Source organism: Streptomyces sp. HUAS MG56 (assembly GCF_058673395.1).
In genome coordinates, this window is record NZ_CM178722.1 from 2211793 (window position 1) to 2233061 (window position 21269).

Sequence of the window (21269 nt, forward strand, 5' to 3'; positions counted from 1 at the left end):
CGAGGGGCGTGTCGGACCGGCCCGCGTGGGAGATCGTTCGGGCCAACACCCTTGCGGAGCTGTGAAGATCGCCGAGCAGGGCGGACGGACTCCGGCGCAGGTGGCGCCGGCCCGGCTGCTGGGGCGGCAGGGCAACGTCGTCCCGAACGTCGCGGCCACGAGGACGGCCCGGCTCACCGACAGCCCGGCGAGCGCCGAGGTCCGGCTGGACGAGGTGCGCGCGCTCCCGCTCGGCCTCCCGCACGAGCCGACCGTCACGCGGAATACGGCGACCGCCGACGGTCCACGACGTCCTCTGACCCGGCCTCCCTAGGCACGCAGCGCCCCCATCCGGCCCTCCAGGCGGACGAGCAACTCCCCCAGCAGACCGGCGAGTTCGCCTTGCCCCTCGGGAGCGAGGACCGACAGTACGGCGGTCTCGTAGGCGAGTTGCTCGGGCAGGATGCCGTCGACCAGGTCACGGCCGGTGTCGGTGAGCCGGAGGTGGGCGACGCGGCGGTCACGGGTGTCGCCGCGCCGCTCGACCAGCCCGCGCTCGGTCAGCTGCTTGAGCCGCTTGGTGACGGCGGCCCCGGAGGAGAAGGTCTCGCGGGCCAGCTCGCCCGGGGTCAGCTCGTGGCCGGTGCGGCGCAGCGCGCCGAGCAGATCGAACTCCGGGCGGCTGAGACCGGCCCGGCGCAGGGGCGCGTCCTCGGCCTGCTGGAGCAGGGCGGCACAGCGGTTGATCCGGCCGATCACCTCCATGGGCCCGGTGTCCAGCTCGGGGTGCACGGCCCGCCACTGCCGGACCACGGCGGCGACGGTGTCATCGGGCGAGGCCTCGGAACCGGGGCCCGGGCCGGTACCGGTGGCCGTACCCGTACGGTCGGCCTGCCCGGTCCCGCTCCCGGCCTCGCCCACGGCGTCGGCGCCGGAACCCGGGCCGGAGCCCGCGTCGGTCCGCTCCACGCCCCGGCTCGGTCCCGCCTCCGCCCGGGTCGTGTCGTCCGCGGGTGCCGGTCCGCCGTTGCTCGCCGTCATGGCCGTATGTCCTCCGTCGCCCGGTCCGGGTCCTGCCTCCGGCCCCGGGCCTGCTCCTCGTCCTGCCCCGGCACGTACCCCTGGCGTCGTACCGTCGCCGCGAGCGTACGGTGTCCGGACTGCTCGGCGAGCACGACCCGCTCCTCGGGCAGGGCGCGCTGCCACCATTCGCCGAAGGCGGCGTCGGCTGTGGCGGGCAGGTCGGCGAGGGCGGCGGCGAGGGCACGGCGGGCGGACTCCAGGGCGCGGGGCGCCGGGTGCGGCTCGGCCAGCAGTCGGGCGGCGTGCTCGCGGGCGCGTTCGGCCGTGCTCAGGGCGTGTTCGAGGCGGTCGCCCGCGCGCCGGTTGGTGACGGCGACGGCCGCGCCGAAACCGACCAGCGCGCCGACGAGGGTGTCCACGACCCGCTCGGTCATCAGCCGCCCAGGGTCCTGGCTGCGGGCGAACTCGGTGATGAGCAGCGCCATCGGGGTCACACAGACGCTGCCGAGCCAGTAGTTGCGGCCCATCAGCGCCTCGGCGCCGAAGCTCAGGGCGAGGCAGCACAGCACCAGGGCGGCCGGGTGGAGATGGGCGAGCGGGGCGAGGACCGCGAAGGCGAGCACGCCGACGAGGTTGCCGACGACGCGCTGGACGGCCCGGTTCCAGGTGAGGGTGACGTTCGCCTGGTAGAGGGAGGCCGCCGTGACCAGGGCCCAGTAGGGGCGGCCGACACCGAGCGCGAGGGCGGCGTAGCCGGCGAGGGCGCAGCCGAGCGCGGTGCGCGCGGCGACCGGCGCGAGCGGGGCGAGGCGGTGCCGCAACGACCGTGGCCGCAGGGCGAGTTCGGTGTCCACGCCGAGGAGTTCGTCGGGGGACTCACGGGGCGGCGCCACCCGCGGTATCCGGCCGGTGCCGCGCAGCTCTCGGGCCCAGGCGCGCAGGCGGGCGGGGTCGCTGTCGGCGGGGGCGGCGAGGGCGACCTCGGCGCGCACGACGAGCTGTTCGAGGGCGCGGCGGGCCCTGTCGGGGCGTGCGGCGAGCAGCGACTGCCAGGCGGCGTGGATCGCGGCGGCGCTCGCGGCACGGGCCTTGGCGTGTCCGTCGCCGGTGCGGTCCGTGGCGGCGTACGCGGCGGTGGCGTTCAGGGCCTGGGCGGTGGCGCGCCGTTCGGGGCCGTGCGGGCGCAGCAGCCCGGGGGCCATGCCGACCAGCCAGGCCCAGGCGCCCGCCGCCAGGGCCAGCCCGACGTGCCCGGGGACCTGGCCGAGGGTCTGCGGTGCGAACAGCGAGGCGGAGCTGATGAAGGCGAGGACCACGTTGGCGGGCGGTCCGAGCCGGGTCGCGTCGCACACGGTCTTCTGCACGGCCGCCATGACGGCGCCGACGGTGACCAGGACGACGGCGTTCGTGGTGAGTGACGCCGCGAGCAGCGCGACGGCGAGGCCGCCGACCATGCCGGCCACCACCCAGGCGAGGACGCGGGCGCGGGCGGCGTAGGGCCGGTTGTGGCCGTAGAGCGCGCACAGGGATCCGGCCATCGTGTACATGGCGAGGTCGAGGCGGCCCAGCGCCAGCAGGATCAGGTTGGGCGGGGCGATGGCGGCGACCACGCTCAGCGCGGGCTTGAACCAGATGTCGGAGGGCCGCCCGAGGCGGAGCACTCCGGAGAAGGGAAGTCGGCGAAGGGTCGCACTGCTCATACCTATGAATTTAGCACATGTTTTACTCGTAAAACGTTCACCACCCGTCCCGCTCACCTGCTGCGCTCCGTCGAATGCTCCCCGTGTACACCCTTGCGCTCGCGTGCGCCCCGGTCGGCCCGGGCATCGCATCCCTCGACCGAGCGTCGAGCGGGGAGGTGCGCGTGCACGGACCGTTGACGGCTGCCTGGCTGCTGTTCGCGCTGTGCGCGGCGACCGGGGTCTACTGCCTGCTGCGGATGCGCAGCGGGGTCGAGGAGCAGCGCCGCTCCGCGGGCGGCGAGGCGCTGATGGGCTTCGGCATGGCCGTGATGGCCGTACCGGCGGCCGCCTTCACCCCGCCGCGGTGGGCGTGGCCGGCGTACGCGGCGGTGTTCGGGGCGGCGGCCCTGCGCGCACTGTGGGCCGCCCGCACGGCGCCGCACCATCTGCACCATCTGGTGGGCACGTCCGCGATGGTCTACATGGCGGCGGCGATGGCCGTGGCCCCGCCCGCCGCGCACCATGCGCACGGCGGCTCGGGCGTACCGGTGCTGACCGGCGCGCTCCTCGTCTACTTCACGGGGTACGTGCTCCTCACCGGCTCCCGCCTGGTGCCGGCCACGGTCGCCGTGGGCGGACCGCGATCCGGACCGGCACGCTGGGGAGACCGCCCGGAACTGGCCCGGGCCTGCCGGTTGTCGATGGGCATCGGGATGATGGCGATGCTGCTCACGATGTGAGCGAGCACCCGAGGGGCCGAGGACCCGAGGACGGACCCGACGGGAGCGTTGCCTGCGTCACTTCGGCGTCACGGGCCGTACGGTGAGCGGCCTCGCGCTCATAGGGTGCTGCCCATGATGGTCCCCGTGGCACTGCTGCTGCTCGGCACCGTGACCGCCATTGTCGCTCCCCGGCTGCTCGCCCGGGCCGACTGGGCGGACCGCGAACCGGTCGTCGCCCTGTGGGTGTGGCAGTGCGTGGTGGTGGCCGTCCTGCTGTGCTGCGCGCTCTCGATGACACTCAGCGCGGCCGCGGCCTGGGTGGCGGTGCGCGGGAACGTGTTCGCCCCGGCGCCGCGCGCGGTCGTGGACGCCTACGCGCTCGGCGCCGCCGGGCCGTGGGCCGCGACCACCGCCGTGCTGCTCGCCTCCGGGGGCCTGTGGAGCCTCGCGATGCTGGTGCGCGAGGTCGTACGGTCCCGGACGCGCCGGCGGGCACGGCGGACCGAACTCCTCGTGCGCGCACCGCTGTTGCCCGGCGAGAAGGCGGTAAGCGGACGGCTGGTGGTGCTGGAGGGCGACCGTCCCGACGCCTGGTGGCTGTCCGGTGCCGCGCCCCAGCTCGTCATCACCACGGCCGCTCTGCGCCGCCTGAAGGGGCGTCAGCTGGACGCGCTGCTCGCGCACGAGCAGGGTCACGCACAGGCCCGGCACGACTGGCTGCTGCACAGTTCGGCCGCGCTGGCGGGCGGGTTCCCGCAGGTGCCGGTGTTCGCCGCGTTCCGCGACGAGATGCACCGGCTGGTCGAGCTGGCCGCCGACGACATGGCCTCCCGGCGCTTCGGCCGGCTGACGACCGCGCTGGCCCTGGTCGAACTGAACGAGGAGCGGGGCGTGTTCGGCCCCTCCCCCACTCCGCAGGCCCATGTCCCACAGCGCGTGCACCGCCTGCTCGCCGCCCCGGACCGGCTCCCCGCCCTGCACCGGCTCCGCCTGACGGCGCTGGCCGCGCTGGTGCCGGTGATCCCGGTGCTGGTGGCCCTCGTACCGGGGCTGCGGGCACTGGGCTGAGCTGCCACGGAGCCGCCGAGGCGCTGTCGGGGAGCCGCCGTCGAGCCTCCGGGGTGCCGGTCACGGCCCCCGCCGACCGGCCTCGTCTCGGCCCACTGGGACCCGCTCACGGTGCGCCTGGTGTGCGCGGCCACGCTCGTACAGCAGTCGGTGAAGGCGGCCTCGGCGTCGGAGCGACCCCGGTACGGCTGGGCGTGCGCCGGCTCTCGGACGTGCTCGGCGGCCGGCTGTTCGGGGCGTTGGCCGTGACGTCGGCCGTGTCGGTGCACGAGCGGGTCGGGATCGGCCGGCTCAACTCACCTGGACACCGCTCCCGATAGGGTCGAGGGCATGGCTGCTGTGCTGTTCGACTTCTCCGGGACCCTGTTCCGGATCGAGTCCGCCGAATCCTGGCTGCGCGCGACGCTGAACACGTCGGGGCACAGCCTCCCCGAACCACAACTACTCGACACCGCGAGGGCGTTGGAAGCGGCCGGCGCACTGCCGGGCAGCGGTGTGGAACCGGTCGCGCTGCCGACCGAACTGGCCGCCATGTGGGCGGTGCGGGACGAGAGCGCACCGCTGCACCGGGCCGCCTACACCGGCGCGGCCCGCCAAGTGCCTCTGCCTTGGCCGGAGTTGTACGACGCCCTGTACGAGCGACACATGGCGCCCGCCGCCTGGTCCCCGTACCCGGACGCGGTCGAGGTGTTGAGCGCGCTGCGCGAGCGCGGCATCGGGGTCGGCGTGGTCAGCAACATCGGCTGGGACCTGCGCCCGGTATTCCGCCATCACGGGCTCGACGGGTACGTGGACGCGTACGTGCTGTCGTACGAACACGGGGTGCAGAAGCCGGACCCGCGGCTGTTCTCGGTGGCCTGCGCGGCACTGGGCGCCGATCCGCGCCAGGTGGTGATGGTCGGCGACAGCAAGGAGGCGGACGGCGGTGCGGCCGCGCTCGGCTGCCGGGTGCACTTCGTCGATCATCTACCGGCGGAAGAGCGGCCCGGCGCACTGCTGCCGGTGCTGGACCTCGTGGACTGAGGCCGCCTCCGGGCCGCCGGGCCGCGGCCGTTCGGGTAGGGGCCCTGAAGGGTGTGGAGAGTAACGGCTCGCTCACGCGCCGCCCGTCTGAGACGATCCCCCGCGTCGCCCCAGACGGACGGCAGCCCTGGACCGGCCCCGCCCATGGCGGGGCCTCCCGCGTTGAGTATAGTTGGCTGGCAGCCAGTCAACGCAGGAGTTACAGGATGTCCCCGCGCAGCGCCTCGGTCAATGAAGAGTTGCGACGGCGTTCCCGGGAACGGCTGTTGCAGGCGGCGGTGGAGATGGTCGGCGAGCACGGCTTCGAGGCCACCACGCTGGGCGACATCGCGGACCGGGCCGGTTCGGCGCGCGGACTGGTGTCGTACTACTTCCCCGGCAAGCGTCAGTTGGTGCAGTCCGCCGTGCACCGGCTGATGCACCGCACGCTGGAGGAGGCGCTGGAGCGCGAGCCGCACACCGAGGACGGCAGGGAGCGGCTGGCCCGGGCCATCGACGCCATCCTGGGCCTGACCCGCGACCACCCCGTCCTGATGCGGCAGCACATGGCCGGCCTGCTACAGGCGGAGGGCTTCGTGCAGTGCCCGGAGCAGCAGCGGCTGGGGGAACTGCTGGGGGACACCGTCGCCCGGTACGGCTCGGAGAACGTCCCGGCCGACTACCCGAAGCTGCGGGCCCTGTTGATGGGCGCGGTGTACGCGGCACTGCTGCCGGGGGCGCCGATGCCCCTGCCGGTCCTGCGGGCCGAACTGTTCCAGCGGTACGGGCTCGACTGGGCGATGGGGATGCCGCCGGAGAGCGAGCCGGCCACCGGGGCGCGGAAGCGGGATCTGTCCCGGTTCTTCGCCACGGAGGCCCGGCCGGAGCAGGACTGACGGCCAACCGGCCTCAGCCGCGGCGCGCGTGACGCGCCGTCAGAAAACCCGCGTCCCGCGCCTGGGCGATCAGTTTGAGGGAGCGGCGACGGCTGCGCCCGGTCGCGGTCATCACGGCGAGCACCGGGTCGGTGCCCTCCTCCTGCGCGGCGCGGTACTCCAGGGCCGCCCGCCGGCACCCCTCGACACCGCGCGGCCAGGCCGACCGTTCACGTCGAGCCGTGGCGCAGACGCCGGCTGCTTCCCCGTCGGCCTCGCCGCTCACACCGCCCTCGTCCCGCTCACCGCCCACAGGGCCCTCGCCGCCCTCGCTGCCCTTACCGTCCTCAGCGCCCTCGCCCGCCGCGCCGTTCACGCTCACCTCGTGCGGCTCCTCCGCCGCACGAGCACCCTGTTCGACCACCCACTCCTGCGCCCCCTCCACCGCTTCAGCCCGCGCACCCGCCGCCGCATCCTCGCCCTGGTCCGCCGCGTCCACCGCGTCCCCCGCCACCCCGCACGCCCCGGAGAGCGGCCCCTTGAGCCAGTCCGCGAGGGCTGTCAGGTCGGCGAGGGACAGGGCCGGTTCGGCCTGGACGTCCTCGATGGACACGCGTCCCTCGCGGGCGACGGCCAGCGCGTCGACGCGGGCGCCGTCGGGAAAGGCCAGCCGGACGTGGAACCAGGACAGGGTGCCGTCACGCTCCCGCACTTCCCACGCGGGCCACACGGACACCGCACCGTCCTCCGGGTCCCGATCAGTCAGATTGAGGTCAGAAAGATCAAGAAAGGATGCTCCAGGCACGCACGCAACGTAACCGCATGATCACACTCCATACGAACGGACACGCGTCCACGTCACCCCGGCGGCCCCTGCCGTACCGCGCCGGGCGGTGCCATGCTGGTGACGTCCGCACACTCTCCTTCCCTCAAGGAGTTCCGCTGTGCTGCGTGTCGCCGTCGTCGGTTCGGGCCCGAGCGGGTGTTACACCGCCCAGAGTCTGGTTCAGCGGGATCCAGGGGTCCACGTGGACGTCCTGGACCGGCTGCCGTGCCCGTACGGCCTGGTCCGTTACGGTGTCGCCCCGGACCACGAGAAGATCAAGTCGCTCCAGGGCAGCCTCGCGTCGGTGCTCGAACACGAGCGGGTGAGGTTCCTCGGCGGGGTCCGGGTGGGCGGTCCGGGCGGGCTGCCGGTGGAGCGGCTGCGGGAGCTGTACCACGCGGTGGTGTACTGCGTGGGCGCGGCCGGTGACCGCCGCCTCGGGATCCCCGGCGAGGAACTGCCGGGCAGTTGGCCGGCGACCGACTTCGTGGCCTGGTACAGCGCTCATCCGGACGCGATCGACGCGGGCTTTCTGCACGGTGTGCGCTCGGCCGTCGTCATCGGAGTGGGCAATGTGGCGGTGGACGTCGCACGGATGCTGGTCCGGGGCGCCGCGGAGCTGAACCCGACGGACATCCCGCAGGCGGCTCTCGACACACTGGCGGAGAGCGGGCTCGCCGAGGTGCACGTGGTGGGGCGGCGCGGCCCGGCGCAGGCCCGCTTCACCACCAAGGAGCTGCGCGAGCTCGGCGATCTGCCCGACACCGAAGTGACCGTACGGGCACATGAGTTGGCGCTTGATCCGAGCGACCCCGGCACGCTGCCCGGGGTGTCGCGGCGCAATCTGGAGGTGCTGCGCGGCTGGGCGGAGCCCGGGCCGGAGCCGGCCGCGCGGCGGATCGCCCTGCGCTTCTTCCTGCGGCCGGTGGAACTGCTCGCGGGCGAGGGCGGCCGGGTGGGCGCCGTGCGCTTCGAGCGGACGGCACCGGACGGGCAGGGCGGAGTGACGGGCACGGGCCGGTACGAGGAGGTGCCGGCCCAGTTGGTGCTGCGGTCGGTGGGCTATCGCGGAGTGCCTCTGGACGGGCTGCCGTTCGACCCGGTGAGCGGCACCGTGCCGCACGAGGGGGGCCGGATCGTGCGGGGCGGTGCGCCCGCCCCCGGCGAGTACGTCGCGGGGTGGATCAAGCGCGGCCCGACGGGTGTCATCGGCACCAACCGGCCCTGCGCGAAGGAGACGGCCGCCTCGCTCCTCGCGGACGCGCCCGCGCTGCTCGCCAGGGAGGTGCCCGCGGATCCGGTGCCGGCGCTGCGGGCGGCCGGGTTCGATCCCGTGCCGTGGTCGGGCTGGCTGGCGATCCGGCGGGCCGAGGCCGCACTGGGCGCGCGGCTCGGGCGGAGCGTGGTCAAGCTGGCCGACTGGGACGCGCTGCGCACCGCGGCCCGCTCGGCGTAGCCGGGCCTGCTCCGCTGCGCCGCGGAGGCGGGCGGCCGGGGTGACACACACCGGCAACAGTCCGGAAATCAACAAACTGTTCAAGGCGCCTACGGTCTCCTCCTGTTCGGATGTCACTCCCCGCCCGCCGCTTGCTGGAGTTCCCATGGCCACCACCGCAGAGGTGCACCCCGTCGACGAGATACCGCCGGTACGGCAGCTGGCCGCCTTCGGGTTGCAGCATGTGCTCGCGATGTACGCGGGCGCCGTCGCCGTGCCGCTGATCGTGGGCGGCGCGATGAAGCTGTCGCCCGCCGACCTGGCGTATCTGATCACCGCCGATCTGCTGGTGTGCGGCGTCGCCACGCTGATCCAGTGCGTCGGCTTCTGGCGGTTCGGCGTGCGGTTGCCGATCATGCAGGGCTGTACGTTCGCGGCCGTGTCGCCGATGGTGCTCATCGGGACGACGAACGGCGGGCTGCCCGCGATCTACGGCGCGGTGATCGTAGCGGGGCTGGCGATCATGCTGCTGGCGCCGGTCTTCGGCCGGCTGCTGCGCTTCTTCCCGCCGCTGGTGACCGGCACGGTGATCCTGATCATCGGCGTCTCGCTGCTGCCGGTGGCGGGTGACTGGGCCGCCGGCGGCGCCGGGGCGAAGGACTTCGGCGCGCCGAGGAACCTGGCGCTGGCGGCCTTCGTGCTGGCGGTGGTGCTCGGCGTGCAGCGGTTCGCGCCGGCCTTCCTCGCCCGGATCGCCGTGCTGATCGGCATCGCGGTGGGCCTGGCGGTCGCGGTGCCGTTCGGGTTCACCCGCTTCGGCGCGGTCGCGGACGCCGACTGGGTCGGCATCAGCACGCCGTTCCACTTCGGCGCCCCGGCGTTCCATGTGTCCGCGATCGTGTCGATGCTGGTGGTGGCGCTGGTCAGCATGACCGAGACGACCGGTGACCTGATCGCCGTCGGTGAGCTGACCGGGCGGAAGGTCGAGCCGCGGTCGCTGGCCGACGGGCTGCGCGCGGACGGTCTGTCGACCGTGCTCGGCGGGGTGTTCAACACCTTCCCCTACACGGCGTACGCGCAGAACGTGGGTCTGGTCGGCATGACCCGGGTGCGCAGCCGCTGGGTGGTCGCGGCGGCCGGCGGGATCCTGGTGCTGCTCGGCCTGCTGCCCAAGCTGGGTGCGGTGGTCGCGGCGGTCCCGGCGCCGGTGCTGGGAGGCGCCGGTCTGGTGATGTTCGGGACGGTCGCGGCGAGCGGGCTGCGGACGCTGGCCCGGGTCGATTTCCGGGGCAACGACAACCTGACCGTGGTGGCCGTCTCGGTGGCGATCGGCATGCTGCCGGTGGGAGTGCCCACGGTGTACGACGGCTTCCCGGACTGGTTCCGGACGGTGATGAACAGCGGCATCAGCGCGGGCTGCCTGTCCGCGATCGTGCTGAACCTGCTCTTCAACCACCGTACGGCGACGGCGGGTTCGGGTGCCGGCGGCTCGGCGGGGCAGGCGGGTTCAGGCTCCGCCGCCGAGCCGGCGGATCTGTAGCGCGGCGGCGGCGAGCAGGCTGTCGAGCAGCCCGGGAAAGAGGTCGTCCAGATCGTCCCGGCGCAGGACGTTCATCTTGGCCGTGCCCCGGTAGACCTGCCGGATGACCCCGCTCTCGCGCAGCACCCGGAAGTGGTGCGTGGTGGTGGACTTGGTCACCGGCAGGTCGAACTGCGAGCAGCTCAACTCCCCTTCACCGGCGGAGAGTTCACGGAAGATCCGCAACCGCATCGGGTCGGCGAGCGCATGCAGCACGGTCTCCAGCCGGATCTCGCCCCGCTCCGGGTGCGGCAGCGCGCGGCCGGTGGTGGCGGTGTCGGTCACGGCGGCGCCCTTCGTCACATGATCCTGGCCCGTCGATCCGTGATCGTGGCCCACGCACCATTGTACGACACCCATCATAGTTTGACATCTCTCATAGTACGAGGGTTATCGTACGAGTCGACCAGCGGTCCCGTGACGAATGGAGTCCGTCGTGAGCGCGCTCTTCGAGCCCTTCACCCTGCGCGAAGTCACCATCCCCAACCGGGTGTGGATGCCCCCCATGTGCCAGTACTCGGCCGACCCGGAGGGGCCGCTCACCGGCGCCCCGAACGACTGGCACTTCGCGCACTACGGTGCGCGCGCCACGGGCGGCACCGGCCTGATCATCGTCGAGGCCACCGCCGTCTCGCCGCAGGGCCGGATCTCCCCCTACGACCTCGGCCTGTGGAACGACACCCAGGTGGAGGCCTTCCGCCGGATCACCCGCTTCCTGACCGCCCAGGGCTCGGTGCCCGGCATCCAGCTCGCCCATGGCGGCCGCAAGGCCTCCACCGACCGGCCGTGGAAGGGCGGCGCGCCGGTCGGACCGGAGGCGCACGGCTGGCAGCCCGTCGCACCGAGCGCGGTGCCCTTCGACGAACGGCATCCCGTACCCACCGAATTGACGACCGATCAGATCACCTCGATCGTCGGCGAGTTCGCCGCCGCAGCGCGCCGCGCGCTCGACGCGGGCTTCGAGGTCGCCGAGATCCACGGCGCCCATGGCTACCTCGTCAACGAGTTCCTCTCGCCGCACTCCAACCGCCGCACCGACGCCTACGGCGGCTCGTACGAGAACCGCACCCGCTTCGCCCTCGAAGTCGTCGACGCCGTACGCGAGGTGTGGCCCGAGGACAAGCCGGTGTTCTTCCGCGTCTCGGCCACCGACTGGCTCCAGGACGGCGGCTGGACCACGGAGGACACGGTACGCTTCGCCCGCGATCTGCACGCCCACGGCGTGGACCTCCTCGACGTCTCCACGGGCGGCAACGCCTCCGGCGTGACCATCCCGGTCGAGCCGGGCTACCAGGTGCCGTTCGCCGCCCGGGTGAAGGCCGAGACGCCGCTGCCCGTCGCCGCCGTGGGCCTGATCACCGAGGTGGAGCAGGCCGAGAAGATCCTGACGAACGGCGAGGCCGACGCCGTCCTGCTCGGCCGCGAGCTGCTGCGCAGCCCCTCCTGGGCCCGGCAGGCGGCGCGCGAGCTGGGCGCCGAGACCCGGGTGCCGGTGCAGTACCACCGGTCGGTCTGAGCCCGACGGCCCGCCGCCGGCCACCCCTCGGCACGGCGACACTGCCGGGCCTCGCCGCACGCCCGTCTCCCCCAGGTCCGCACCGGCCGGTGACAGGATGTGGGGGCGAGGGGAGAGCGGATGGGGCGCAGGGAACGGGAGGCGGTCGCGCGCGCGGCGCGGCTGTACGAGGCGGCACGCTCGCTGGCCGACGACCACGACAATGCGGTCGAGGCGGTACGGGCGGCACTGCGGCCGATCGAGGACGCGGCGGTGGAGCAGGCGCTCGACGCCCTGCCCGTGGCCCGGCTCCAGGACGCCACCGGCGGGCGGCTGCGGCTGAACGAGGTGGACGGCAGCGGGCTGCACACGGTGCGTCAGGTGCTCGACGCCGGCCCCTACCGGTTGCGGCAGATCCCCGGGGTGGGTGAGCGGACCGCCGGTCAGATCGTCGCGGCCGCGCGCCGGCTCGCCGACGCCGTGCGGGAGACCGTCGCCGTACACCTCGACGTGGACCGGCCGCAGCCGCGGACGACGGCGCTCGTCAGGGCGCTTCAGGTGCTGGTGGAGGCCGGGCCGCAGGCGCGGCGTGCCGTCGGCGCGGCCGGCGTGCTCGCGCGGCGCCTCGAACCTCTGCTGTCCGACGCCGGGCCCGCCGCCGGGCGCCTGAGCCTGCTGGTCGCCGGGCAGGACAAGAAGGTCCGCGCGCTGGCGGCCGTCGAGCAGCTGCGCACGGTCGTGGCGGACGCCGAACGGGCCGGCACCCCCGGGGCGCTCGCGCAGGCCTCGGTGGACCTGCTGCGGGCGCCGTCGAACGACCTCGCGGCCTGGGTGGACTTCGAGCTGCGCTCCGCCGAGTACTACGGCCTGCTCACCGAGATCTCCGGGCGCGCTCCCGACACGGCGGCCGCCGAGGGCTTCCTGCCCGACGAGATCGCCGAGCGCGTGCACGGCCAGCAGGTGGACGACTCCGGGCTGCGGGTGTCGCTGCGCGGCTACCAGGCGTTCGGGGCCCGCTTCGCGCTGGCGCAGCGCCGGGTCCTGCTCGGCGACGAGATGGGGCTCGGGAAGACGATCCAGGCGCTGGCCGCGCTGGCGCATCTGGCCGCCGCGGGGCAGAGCCACTTCCTGGTCGTCTGTCCGGCGAGTGTCCTGGTGAACTGGACGCGGGAGATCGAGGCGCGCACCTCGCTGCATGTCACGCCGTTGCACGGACCGGACCGGCACGCGGCGTTCGCCCACTGGAAGGGGCGGGGCGGGGTCGCCGTGACGACCTTCGACGCCCTGCGCGGATTCCCGGTGCCGGACGGGGTTGAGATCGGGATGCTGGTGGTCGACGAGGCGCATTGCGTGAAGAACCCCAGGACCCTGCGCTCCCAGGCCGTCGCCCAGTGGGCCGGGCCCTGCGAACGGGTCCTGTTCATGACGGGCACACCGATGGAGAACCGGGTCGCCGAGTTCCGCAACCTGGTCCGGATGCTCGACGAGGCCGTGGCGGAACGCATCGGCGACCGTGCCGGGCTGCCCGGTTCCGTGGCCTTCCGGAAGGCGGTCGCCCCCGTCTATCTGCGCCGCAACCAGGTGGACGTGCTCGCCGAACTCCCCGCGCTCCAGCACACGGACGAGTGGGAGGAACCGAGCGCCACGGACGAGGAGGCGTACCGCGAGGCGGTGCGCTCCGGGAACTTCATGGCGATGCGCAGGGCGGCGTACGCCCGTCCCGAGCGGTCCGCCAAGCTCGTCCGGCTCCGCGAGATCGTGCAGGAGGCGCGGGAGAACGGGCTGAAGGTGGTGGTGTTCTCCGCCTTCCGGGACGTCCTCGGCGTGGTGCGGGAGGCGCTCGGTCCCGACCCGCGCCGGGGCGGCGGGCCGGTGCTCGGCCCGCTCACCGGAAGCGTGCGGCCCGATCGGCGTCAGTCGCTGGTCGACGAGTTCGCCGCCGTGTCCGGCCCGGCGGTGCTGCTGGCGCAGATCCAGGCGGCGGGCGTCGGCCTCAACCTCCAGGCCGCCTCCGTCGTGGTCATCTGCGAGCCCCAGCTCAAGCCGACCGTCGAACAGCAGGCGGTGGCCCGGGCCCACCGCATGGGCCAGGTACGACCGGTCCGGGTGCACCGGCTGCTGGCGCCGGGCGGGGTGGACGAGCGGATGGTGGAGATGCTGAACCGCAAGGCCCGTCTGTTCGACACCTACGCCCGCCGCAGCGCGCTCGCGGAGGCCACCCCGGACGCCGTCGACGTGTCGGACTCGGACCTGGCGCGCCTGATCGTCGAGGAGGAGCAGATCCGGCTGGGCCTGGCGCACGGCGGGCGGGGTGCCGATGAGGCCGAGGAGACCGGCGGCGAAGCCGACGACGCCGCTTGTGGCGCACCCGGCGGACTCGGTGGACTGGACGAACTCGGCGTGAGCGACGGCCATTCCATGCCGGTGCGACACACGCACCCGGAACGGATCCCGGCGCCGGAACGGTCGAACACCCCCTAGGGGCGCCAGCGGTCGTCGTATTCGGGATGACCGGCGAACGGCAGCGCGAGCAGGCGCAGGGTGGTGCAGGGTGCACGGGGGTGCCCGCCCTCGCGGCAGGTGCGGCATCTGCCGCCGTCCCCGGTCCGGTGCTCCGCCACCAGGGCCCGCTTCGCCCGGAGTTCACGCAGCACCCGGGCCGGATCGTGCCGGGCCACATGGGTCAGCAGCTTCACCGGGTCCTCGGCGCCGAACTGCACCATCGGCGTGTGCGTGGACCCGCCGTCCCGGGACGTGAGCACCTGCTCGATCTCGTCCGCGACGACGCCCCAGACCGCGCCGGGCGCACCGGCGACCGCGTCGCGGGCCACCCGTTCCTCCTCCTCGAAGCGGTCCCGCAGGAACGCCTCCAGAGCCGTCGTCGTCATGCGGCGCGCTCTCTGCGGCCGACCGATGCGGACAGCTCCCGCTGGTAGTCGGCGTAGGCCGTGCGCAGGGCCTCCCCCGGCCAGTCGGCCGGGAGGAGGGCGGGCGGCAGGACGGGGTCGGTGAGCAGGTGGCGCACGGCCGCCGCGCAGGCGGTGAAGCGGTCCGCCGGGCCGCGGCCGGCCGCCGTGTGCGCGAGCAGCGTCCGCGCGGTGGCGGCCCAGGCGGCCAACGGCCAGAGCCGGGCGGCCAGTTCGGGGGCGGGATCGTCGGGGCGGGCGGTGTACGTGAGGGCGACGCGGTGCAGGTCGGCAGGCAGCGGGCGGTCGAGGTTGGCCGGGCGCAGCCACACACCCTCGCGGAGTTCGGCCAGGCGCAGGGCGGTCAACCGGGCGCGCAGGTCGGCGCGTTCCGCGGGGCCGCGTCCGGTCGCCGTGATCACCACCATCTCCCAGTCGCCGTCCCACGCGCGCGTGCCGGGACGCAGAGCCTCGTCCTGGCGGCGCTGGCGGGCCAGCAGCCGGTCGCTGAGCCGGTAGACGCCGTCCGCGCGCCGCAGGTCCCCGGCGGCCACCATCCGGCTGAGGGCGGCACGCAGCGTGGAGCCGCCCACGCCGAACGGCTCCACCAGCCGGACCAGGTCCTTCACCGGCAGCTCGGGCGGGTGTGCGCCGAGCAGGAGGCTCAGCACGGCCGACCGCGCGGACAGCGGCCGCAGGTCCGCGTCCTCCGGCTCGGGCGGGACGTTCATGCGCATGGGCACGTACTCTACGTGCGCTCTTATTGTTGCGTTATTGCTACAGCCGCAGGAAGAGTGCAACATTGCCGTATGGTCTCCACACCCGCACAGCAACGGCTGCAGTCCGCGGCTCGGCCGCAGTACGCCACGCACGACGTCACCAACCAGGCCCCGCCCCTGGCCCCGTACGACGCCTCCGACGACCGGGCCCTGCTGGAGGGGCTGCGCCGGGAGGGCGCCGGGTGGGCCGAGGAGGACCTCCGGCGGCTGGGGGCGCGCGCCGGGAGCGCGGAAGCGCAGGAGTGGGGCGAGCTGGCCAACCGGCACGAGCCCGAACTGCGCACCCACGACCGTTACGGCCACCGCATCGACGAGGTCGACTTCCACCCCAGCTGGCACCACCTGATGCGCACGGCGGTCGCCGAGGGCCTGGCCGGCGCCCCGTGGGCGGACGAGCGGCCCGGCGCCCACGTGGCCCGCAGCGCGGGCGGCCTGGTCTGGGGGCACACGGAGGCCGGGCACGGCTGCCCGACCTCGATGACGTACGCCGCCGTCCCCGCGCTGCGCGTCCAGCCGGACCTCGCCAAGCTCTACGAACCGCTGCTCACGAGCCGGGAGTACGACCCGGAGCTGCGCGTGCCGACCGAGAAGCCGGGTCTGCTCGCCGGGATGGGCATGACCGAGAAGCAGGGCGGTTCGGACGTCCGGACGAACACCACGACGGCCACGCCCACCGGCGAGCCGGGCGTGTACACCCTGCGCGGGCACAAGTGGTTCACGTCGGCGCCGATGTGCGACGTGTTCCTGGTGCTCGCGCAGGCCCCGGGCGGCCTGTCCTGCTTCCTGGTGCCGCGGATCCTGCCGGACGGCAGCCGCAACACGTTCCGCATCCAGCGGCTGAAGGACAAACTGGGCAACCGCTCCAACGCGTCCTCCGAGCCGGAGTTCGACCGGACGGTGGCCTGGCTGGTGGGGCCGGAGGGGCGCGGGGTGAAGACCATCATCGAGATGGTCAACTGCACCCGGCTGGACTGTGTGATGTCCACGGCGACCCTGATGCGCAAGACGCTGGTCGAGGCGGGGCATCACGCCCGGTACCGCAGCGCGTTCGGCGCCCGGCTCCTCGACCAGCCGCTGATGCGCAACGTCCTGGCCGATCTGGCGCTGGAGTCGGAGGCGGCGACGACGCTCACGCTGCGGCTGGCCGGCGCGGCCGACCGCGCGGTGCGCGGGGACGCCGGGGAGCGGTCCTTCCGGCGGATCGCCACCGCCGTGGGCAAGTACTGGGTCACCAAGCGCGGCCCCGCGTTCACGGCGGAGGCCCTGGAGTGCCTGGGCGGCAACGGCTACGTCGAGGACTCCGGCATGCCCCGGCACTACCGGGAGGCGCCGCTGCTGTCGATCTGGGAGGGCTCGGGCAACGTCAACGCGCTCGACGTGCTGCGCGCCCTCGGCCGCGAACCGGACTCCGTGGAGGCGCTGTTCGCCGAACTCGCCCTCGCGCGCGGGGCGGACGCCCGGCTGGACGCCACGGTGGCCGGGCTGAAGGACCAGTTGGCCGAAACCGACCAGGTGGGCGCCCGCCGGCTGGTCGAGCGGATGGCACTCGCCCTGCAGGCCTCGTTGCTGGTCCGGTACGCCCCGCAGCCGGTCGCGGACGCCTTCTGCGCGAGCAGGCTGGGCGGTGACTGGGGGCACGCGTTCGGCACGCTGTCCGCCGGGACCGGCCTCGACGCGATCCTGGAGCGGGCCCTGCCCGGCCTGAACTGACCCCTCTCCCCCGGCGAGTGCCGGCCACGCGCGCGTGTGGCCGGTGACAGCCGACGGATCGCACACAGTCAGACCGTGACTGCGGACCGTTGTCAGTGCCGTGGTGCACACTCGCGATCAGGTGGCACTCGCGTGGGGGAGGACTACGTGTTCACGGGGATCGACGAGGTCGACTGGGCCTCGCTGCGGCATGCCCACGGCAGCGCGCGGGACGTGCCTGGATGGTTGCGGGCGCTGGAGTCCGCGGACGACGCCGAGCGGGCGGCCGCGCTCGACGGGATGTACGGCGCGCTGCGCCACGAGGGCGGGGTGTACGACGCCACACCGGTCTGCGTCCCCTTCCTGTTCTCGCTCGCGGCCAGAGCGGAGGTCCCGGACCGGGCCGGCATCGTGGAACTGCTGGTCGGCGTCGGCACGGCGGGTCCGGACGGGGACACGCGCGCGTGGGAGGCGGTGCGCGCGGGTGCGGAGGACTTCGTCCCGCTCGCCGCGGACCCGGACCCGGCACTGCGCGCGGCGGCGGCCGGAGCCCTCGTGCGGTTCCCGACCGAGCCCGCGCGGACCCTGGAGGTGTTACGGCGGCGGCTGCGGGCCGAGCGGGACGGCCCCGTCCTGCTCGCCCTCACCGAGGCGCTCGGCCTGTTCGCCCTCCGGCACCCCGCACACGCCGACGCCGCGGTGGACCTCCTGGCCGAGCTGAGCGCGCCGCCGCACGAGGCGGGGCTGCGGCTGGCCGCCCTCGGGCAGCTCGCGCTCGCGGCGCCCGCCCGGCTTCCGGCCGGCCTGGTGCCGACGGCGGTCCGGCTGCTGCGGGAGCGGTCCGCGCGGCGTGCCGGCGCCGCAGAACAGCCCGCGGCCGACACCCTCGTGGGGCGGCTGCGGCGACTGCGTCCCTCGGACGAGGAGGGCGCCCGGCTGCTGCGCACCCTGCACTCCGCGCTGGGCGACCGTGTGGCGGACCGCAGCGCCCTGCTGTCCGGGCAGTTGACCAGTGCGGACCCGGTGGACCGGTGCAACGCGGTGTGGCTGGCGGCGGCCCTGCTGCGCGGCTGGCGCGGCGACCACAGGGCGACCGTCGCGCTGCTGGGCCGCCAACTGGACGCGGAACAGGACCGGTTGCGGGACGCGGCGGTCGTGGTCCTGGCGGAGCTGTACGCGCTGGCGACGCCCGCGGCCGACGCCCTGCACGCGCTCGTGTGCGCCAGGCCCGACCTGTGGACACACCGCTGGGAGCGCGGCGCCCCCGCGCTCGGCGGCCCGCTCAAGGCGCTGGCCAGGAGTGGTGATCCCCGCGCGCTCCCGGCCCTGGCCCAGCTCCTGGCGGGCCCGGCTGCGCCCGTGGAGCTGGGATTCGAACTGAGCCACCTGGGCGCCGCCGCGGCCCCGCTCGCCCCGGCGGTACGGCACCGGCTCGGCCGGGTCCCGCTGTCCTCCCCGTCCGCCGCCCGGCTCGCCGCCCCGCTGCTGGCGGCGGTGGGAGCCGCGGGGGACGCGGAGGCGGTCCCGGAGGTGCTGCGGCTGCTGTCGGACGCCCCCGACGCCCTGAGGACACGGGACGCGCTGGCGAGTCAGGTGATCGCAACGCTGGAGACCCTGGGCGCCACCGCGCGGGCGGTCCCGCTCCTGCACGCGCTCCTGCCCACCCGGCACGCGGCCGCGGCGGCCGGGGCGCTCTGGTCGGCGGACGGGGACAGCGCCGCCGTACTCCCGGTCCTGCTGCGGGAGTTGACCGAGGGCGAGCCTGCGAGCCGGTGCGTGGCCGCCCGCCGGCTGGGCAGACTCGGTCCGGCCGCACGGCCCGCGCTGCCCGCACTGCGCCGCGCCACCCGGTCGGGGCGGACAGAGCAGCGGACGTCGGCCGCGTACGCGCTGTGGCACATCGCCGCGGATCCGGAGCCCGTGCTCCCCGTCCTCCGTGCGGCCTGGGCGGAGGACCTGCGCGCCCGCGGCACGATCGCCCACTGCCTGACCACGATGGGCCCGGCCGCGGCCCCGCTACGGAACCTCGTCACGGCGGAACTGGCCGCCCCCCGCCGCCATCTGGCCCGCGCGGGCGCGTCCTGCCGCCGAGGCGTACCGAAGGACGAGGCACTGCTGCGCGCCTGCCGGGAGGTGCTGATGATGGTGTAGCGGGTGATGCGACCGGCGGTGCAGTGGGTGTTGTAGCTGATGGTGCATGGGTGTTGGGAGTGTTCGGGGTGGCTCGTGTGGGTGTGGTGGTCAGACCGTCCGTCCCCACTGTGGTCCGAGCCGTGCCCATTCCGTGTCCCAGGCGTCCATCCGGCGGCGTTCGAGCCGGCGGCGCAGGGCCAGGCCGCCGCCGAGCGGGACGGCCGCTGCGCCCGTGCCCACCAGCCCGCCGATGAGGGTGCCCCGGAAGGCGGCCTCGGAGGCGGAGGTGGGGCGGCCGACGAGACGGCCCTGGGGATCGGTCCAGACGGTGACCGGCGTACCGGCCTTGCTGCCGAGCCCCACCCTGACCTGCCCGGTGTGGGCGGTGCCGTCGGCGACCGTCCAGCGCACCTCGGCCCACACCCGCTCCTCCCCGGAGGTGTGGGCATGCGGGGACGAGGTCTGCCTGGCCACTCCCACGACACGGGCCACGACGGGCTGCCACTCGGCGCGCTCCCGGGCGAATCCGTGCTCCACCGCCCCGGCGGCCGCGAGACCGGCCAGCACCCCGGCGACGACGGTCAGCAGCCACGTGCCGAGCACCACCCAGGCCTCCACCACGTCGGCCCGGCGTTTGAGCGGGTTGCGCCGCCAGCGCCAGAGCCACACCTTCGGACCACGGAACGCCTTCAAAGGCATCCTCCTCACGAGCGCACCGACCGGCCGGACCGCCCTCCCATACGCGGGAGATCGCTCCGTTGCTCACGACGAGCCGTCTCCTCGACGGTCGCACGAGACACCCGGTTCGCGCAGGCACATGCCGGAACGCATCCGGCCGATCCCCGCCCCAGGCCGACGACACCGCCGTGACCTGCGCAGACGCGCACGCGGAGGGAGAGTGTCAGTGGTGGGGTGCAGACTGGCCGATATCTGACGACTACCTGGACAACGGCGTCCCGGAGGTGATCGGCATGACCGACGTTCTGCTGGCGGTGGGCACCCGAAAAGGCCTGTTCATCGGGCGGCGACAAGGCGGCGGCAGCTGGGAGTTCGACGACGGCCCGTACTTCAACGCACAGGCGATCTACTCGGTCGCCATCGACACCCGGGAGGGCCGGCCCCGGCTGCTGGCGGGCGGTGACAGCGCGCACTGGGGACCGTCGGTCTTCCACTCCGACGACCTCGGCCGCAGCTGGACCGAGCCCGAGCGGCCGGCCGTCAGGTTCCCGAAGGACACCGGCGCTTCGCTGGAGCGCGTCTGGCAGCTGCATCCGGCAGCTTCCGAGCCCGGCGTGGTCTACGCGGGCACCGAGCCCGCGGCGCTGTACCGCTCGGTGGACCGCGGCGAGAGCTTCGAGCTGGTCCGGCCGCTGTGGGAGCATCCGACGCGCGCGCAGTGGGTGCCGGGCGGCGGCGGTGAGGGGTTGCACACGGTGGTCACCGACGCCCGCGATCCGAAGGCGGTGACCGTGGCCGTCTCGACGGCCGGGGTGTTCCGCACGACCGACGGCGGCGCGAGCTGGGAGCCGTCCAACTCCGGTGTGTCCGCGGTGTTCCTGCCGGATCCGAACCCGGAGTTCGGCCAGTGCGTGCACAAGATCGCCAAGGACGCGGCCGACCCGGACCGGCTGTATCTGCAGAACCACTGGGGGGTGTACCGCAGCGACGACGCGGGCGGGCACTGGACCGACATCGGCGCGGATCTGCCGTCCACGTTCGGCTTCGCGGTGGCCACGCATCCGCGCCGGGGCGACACGGCGTACGTCTTCCCGATCAACGCCGACGCGGACCGGGTGCCCGCCGAGCACCGCTGCCGGGTCTTCCGCACCACGGACGCGGGCCGCACCTGGGAGCCGCTGGCCGAGGGGCTGCCGCCGGAGGCCCACTACGGCACGGTCCTGCGGGACGCCCTGTGCACGGACGACGCCGACCCGGCCGGTGTGTACTTCGGCAACCGCAACGGCGAGGTGTTCGCCTCGTCCGACGACGGCGACAGCTGGCAGCAGCTGGCCTCACATCTGCCGGACGTGCTGTGCGTGCGGGCGGCGGTGATCGGCTGACGTCTCCCACGCCCGC

The 21269-nt window shown here is 74.3% G+C and carries 19 protein-coding genes; 12 read left to right on the top strand and 7 right to left on the bottom strand.

The window, feature by feature from the left end:
• Nucleotides 1-61 precede the first annotated feature (61 nt).
• Complete coding sequence (locus AC4OXY_RS10710) at nt 62-313, top strand: hypothetical protein (protein WP_491993762.1); 252 nt, start codon at nt 62-64, stop codon at nt 311-313.
• On the opposite strand, the gene AC4OXY_RS10715 is transcribed toward AC4OXY_RS10710, so the two are convergent.
• Nucleotides 310-948 carry a MarR family winged helix-turn-helix transcriptional regulator gene (locus AC4OXY_RS10715; RefSeq protein ID WP_491994808.1) on the bottom strand — a complete coding sequence of 213 codons (639 nt, stop codon included), beginning with the start codon at nt 946-948 and terminating at the stop codon, nt 310-312. The two genes, AC4OXY_RS10710 and AC4OXY_RS10715, sit on opposite strands and share 4 nt — an antisense overlap.
• Nucleotides 949-1016: 68 nt before the next feature.
• Nucleotides 1017-2702, bottom strand: a complete 1686-nt coding sequence (locus tag AC4OXY_RS10720; RefSeq protein ID WP_491993763.1) for an FUSC family protein — start codon at nt 2700-2702, stop codon at nt 1017-1019.
• Nucleotides 2703-2866: 164 nt separating this feature from the next.
• On the opposite strand from AC4OXY_RS10720, the gene AC4OXY_RS10725 reads away from it, so the two are divergent.
• The 4 genes from AC4OXY_RS10725 (at nt 2867) to AC4OXY_RS10740 (ending at nt 6372) form a co-directional block, all read left to right on the top strand.
• Entirely contained in the window at nt 2867-3424 is a 558-nt protein-coding gene (locus tag AC4OXY_RS10725) for a DUF5134 domain-containing protein (protein WP_491993764.1), read from the top strand.
• Between the two features lie 114 nt (nt 3425-3538).
• Nucleotides 3539-4474 carry a M56 family metallopeptidase gene (locus AC4OXY_RS10730; RefSeq protein ID WP_491993765.1) on the top strand — a complete coding sequence of 312 codons (936 nt, stop codon included), beginning with the start codon at nt 3539-3541 and terminating at the stop codon, nt 4472-4474.
• Nucleotides 4475-4804: 330 nt separating this feature from the next.
• Nucleotides 4805-5497 carry an HAD family hydrolase gene (locus AC4OXY_RS10735; RefSeq protein WP_491993766.1) on the top strand — a complete coding sequence of 231 codons (693 nt, stop codon included), beginning with the start codon at nt 4805-4807 and terminating at the stop codon, nt 5495-5497.
• Between the two features lie 206 nt (nt 5498-5703).
• Entirely contained in the window at nt 5704-6372 is a 669-nt protein-coding gene (locus tag AC4OXY_RS10740; RefSeq protein WP_356023452.1) for a TetR/AcrR family transcriptional regulator, read from the top strand.
• 13 nt (nt 6373-6385) lie between these two features.
• On the opposite strand, the gene AC4OXY_RS10745 is transcribed toward AC4OXY_RS10740, so the two are convergent.
• Nucleotides 6386-7087, bottom strand: coding sequence for a DUF6214 family protein (locus tag AC4OXY_RS10745; protein ID WP_356023450.1), 702 nt, complete (start codon nt 7085-7087; stop codon nt 6386-6388).
• A gap of 208 nt (nt 7088-7295) precedes the next feature.
• Between AC4OXY_RS10745 and AC4OXY_RS10750 the strand changes: the two genes are divergently transcribed.
• Both AC4OXY_RS10750 and AC4OXY_RS10755 read left to right on the top strand, forming a co-directional pair.
• Nucleotides 7296-8633, top strand: coding sequence for an FAD-dependent oxidoreductase (locus AC4OXY_RS10750; protein ID WP_356023448.1), 1338 nt, complete (start codon nt 7296-7298; stop codon nt 8631-8633).
• Between the two features lie 145 nt (nt 8634-8778).
• Complete coding sequence (locus AC4OXY_RS10755; protein ID WP_362820198.1) at nt 8779-10152, top strand: nucleobase:cation symporter-2 family protein; 1374 nt, start codon at nt 8779-8781, stop codon at nt 10150-10152.
• On the opposite strand, the gene AC4OXY_RS10760 is transcribed toward AC4OXY_RS10755, so the two are convergent.
• Nucleotides 10120-10476: an ArsR/SmtB family transcription factor gene (locus AC4OXY_RS10760; RefSeq protein ID WP_491993767.1), complete on the bottom strand. Its 357-nt coding sequence runs from the start codon at nt 10474-10476 to the stop codon at nt 10120-10122. The two genes, AC4OXY_RS10755 and AC4OXY_RS10760, sit on opposite strands and share 33 nt — an antisense overlap.
• A gap of 151 nt (nt 10477-10627) precedes the next feature.
• Between AC4OXY_RS10760 and AC4OXY_RS10765 the strand changes: the two genes are divergently transcribed.
• Together AC4OXY_RS10765 and AC4OXY_RS10770 are read left to right on the top strand one after the other, a co-directional pair.
• Nucleotides 10628-11707 (top strand): NADH:flavin oxidoreductase/NADH oxidase, encoded by a 1080-nt coding sequence (locus tag AC4OXY_RS10765; RefSeq protein ID WP_491993768.1) that lies wholly within the window; start codon nt 10628-10630, stop codon nt 11705-11707.
• Between the two features lie 120 nt (nt 11708-11827).
• Nucleotides 11828-14167, top strand: coding sequence for a DEAD/DEAH box helicase (locus AC4OXY_RS10770; RefSeq protein ID WP_491993769.1), 2340 nt, complete (start codon nt 11828-11830; stop codon nt 14165-14167).
• Here the strand turns inward: AC4OXY_RS10770 and AC4OXY_RS10775 are convergent.
• Both AC4OXY_RS10775 and AC4OXY_RS10780 read right to left on the bottom strand, forming a co-directional pair.
• Nucleotides 14164-14574, bottom strand: coding sequence for a DUF6221 family protein (locus AC4OXY_RS10775; RefSeq protein WP_356023439.1), 411 nt, complete (start codon nt 14572-14574; stop codon nt 14164-14166). The two genes, AC4OXY_RS10770 and AC4OXY_RS10775, sit on opposite strands and share 4 nt — an antisense overlap.
• Entirely contained in the window at nt 14571-15329 is a 759-nt protein-coding gene (locus AC4OXY_RS10780) for a PaaX family transcriptional regulator C-terminal domain-containing protein (RefSeq protein WP_356023437.1), read from the bottom strand. The genes AC4OXY_RS10775 and AC4OXY_RS10780 overlap by 4 nt, the downstream gene beginning before the upstream one ends.
• Before the next feature lie 72 nt (nt 15330-15401).
• Here AC4OXY_RS10780 and AC4OXY_RS10785 point away from each other — a divergent pair, with 72 nt between their 5' ends.
• Nucleotides 15402-17081, top strand: coding sequence for an acyl-CoA dehydrogenase family protein (locus AC4OXY_RS10785; RefSeq protein ID WP_491993770.1), 1680 nt, complete (start codon nt 15402-15404; stop codon nt 17079-17081).
• A gap of 147 nt (nt 17082-17228) precedes the next feature.
• Entirely contained in the window at nt 17229-19211 is a 1983-nt protein-coding gene (locus AC4OXY_RS10790; RefSeq protein WP_491994809.1) for a HEAT repeat domain-containing protein, read from the top strand.
• A gap of 90 nt (nt 19212-19301) precedes the next feature.
• Here AC4OXY_RS10790 and AC4OXY_RS10795 read toward each other — a convergent pair whose 3' ends face one another.
• Nucleotides 19302-19892 (bottom strand): Rv1733c family protein, encoded by a 591-nt coding sequence (locus AC4OXY_RS10795; RefSeq protein WP_491993771.1) that lies wholly within the window; start codon nt 19890-19892, stop codon nt 19302-19304.
• Nucleotides 19893-20164: 272 nt separating this feature from the next.
• Here AC4OXY_RS10795 and AC4OXY_RS10800 point away from each other — a divergent pair, with 272 nt between their 5' ends.
• Entirely contained in the window at nt 20165-21253 is a 1089-nt protein-coding gene (locus AC4OXY_RS10800) for a WD40/YVTN/BNR-like repeat-containing protein (protein ID WP_491993772.1), read from the top strand.
• Nucleotides 21254-21269: the final 16 nt, after the last annotated feature.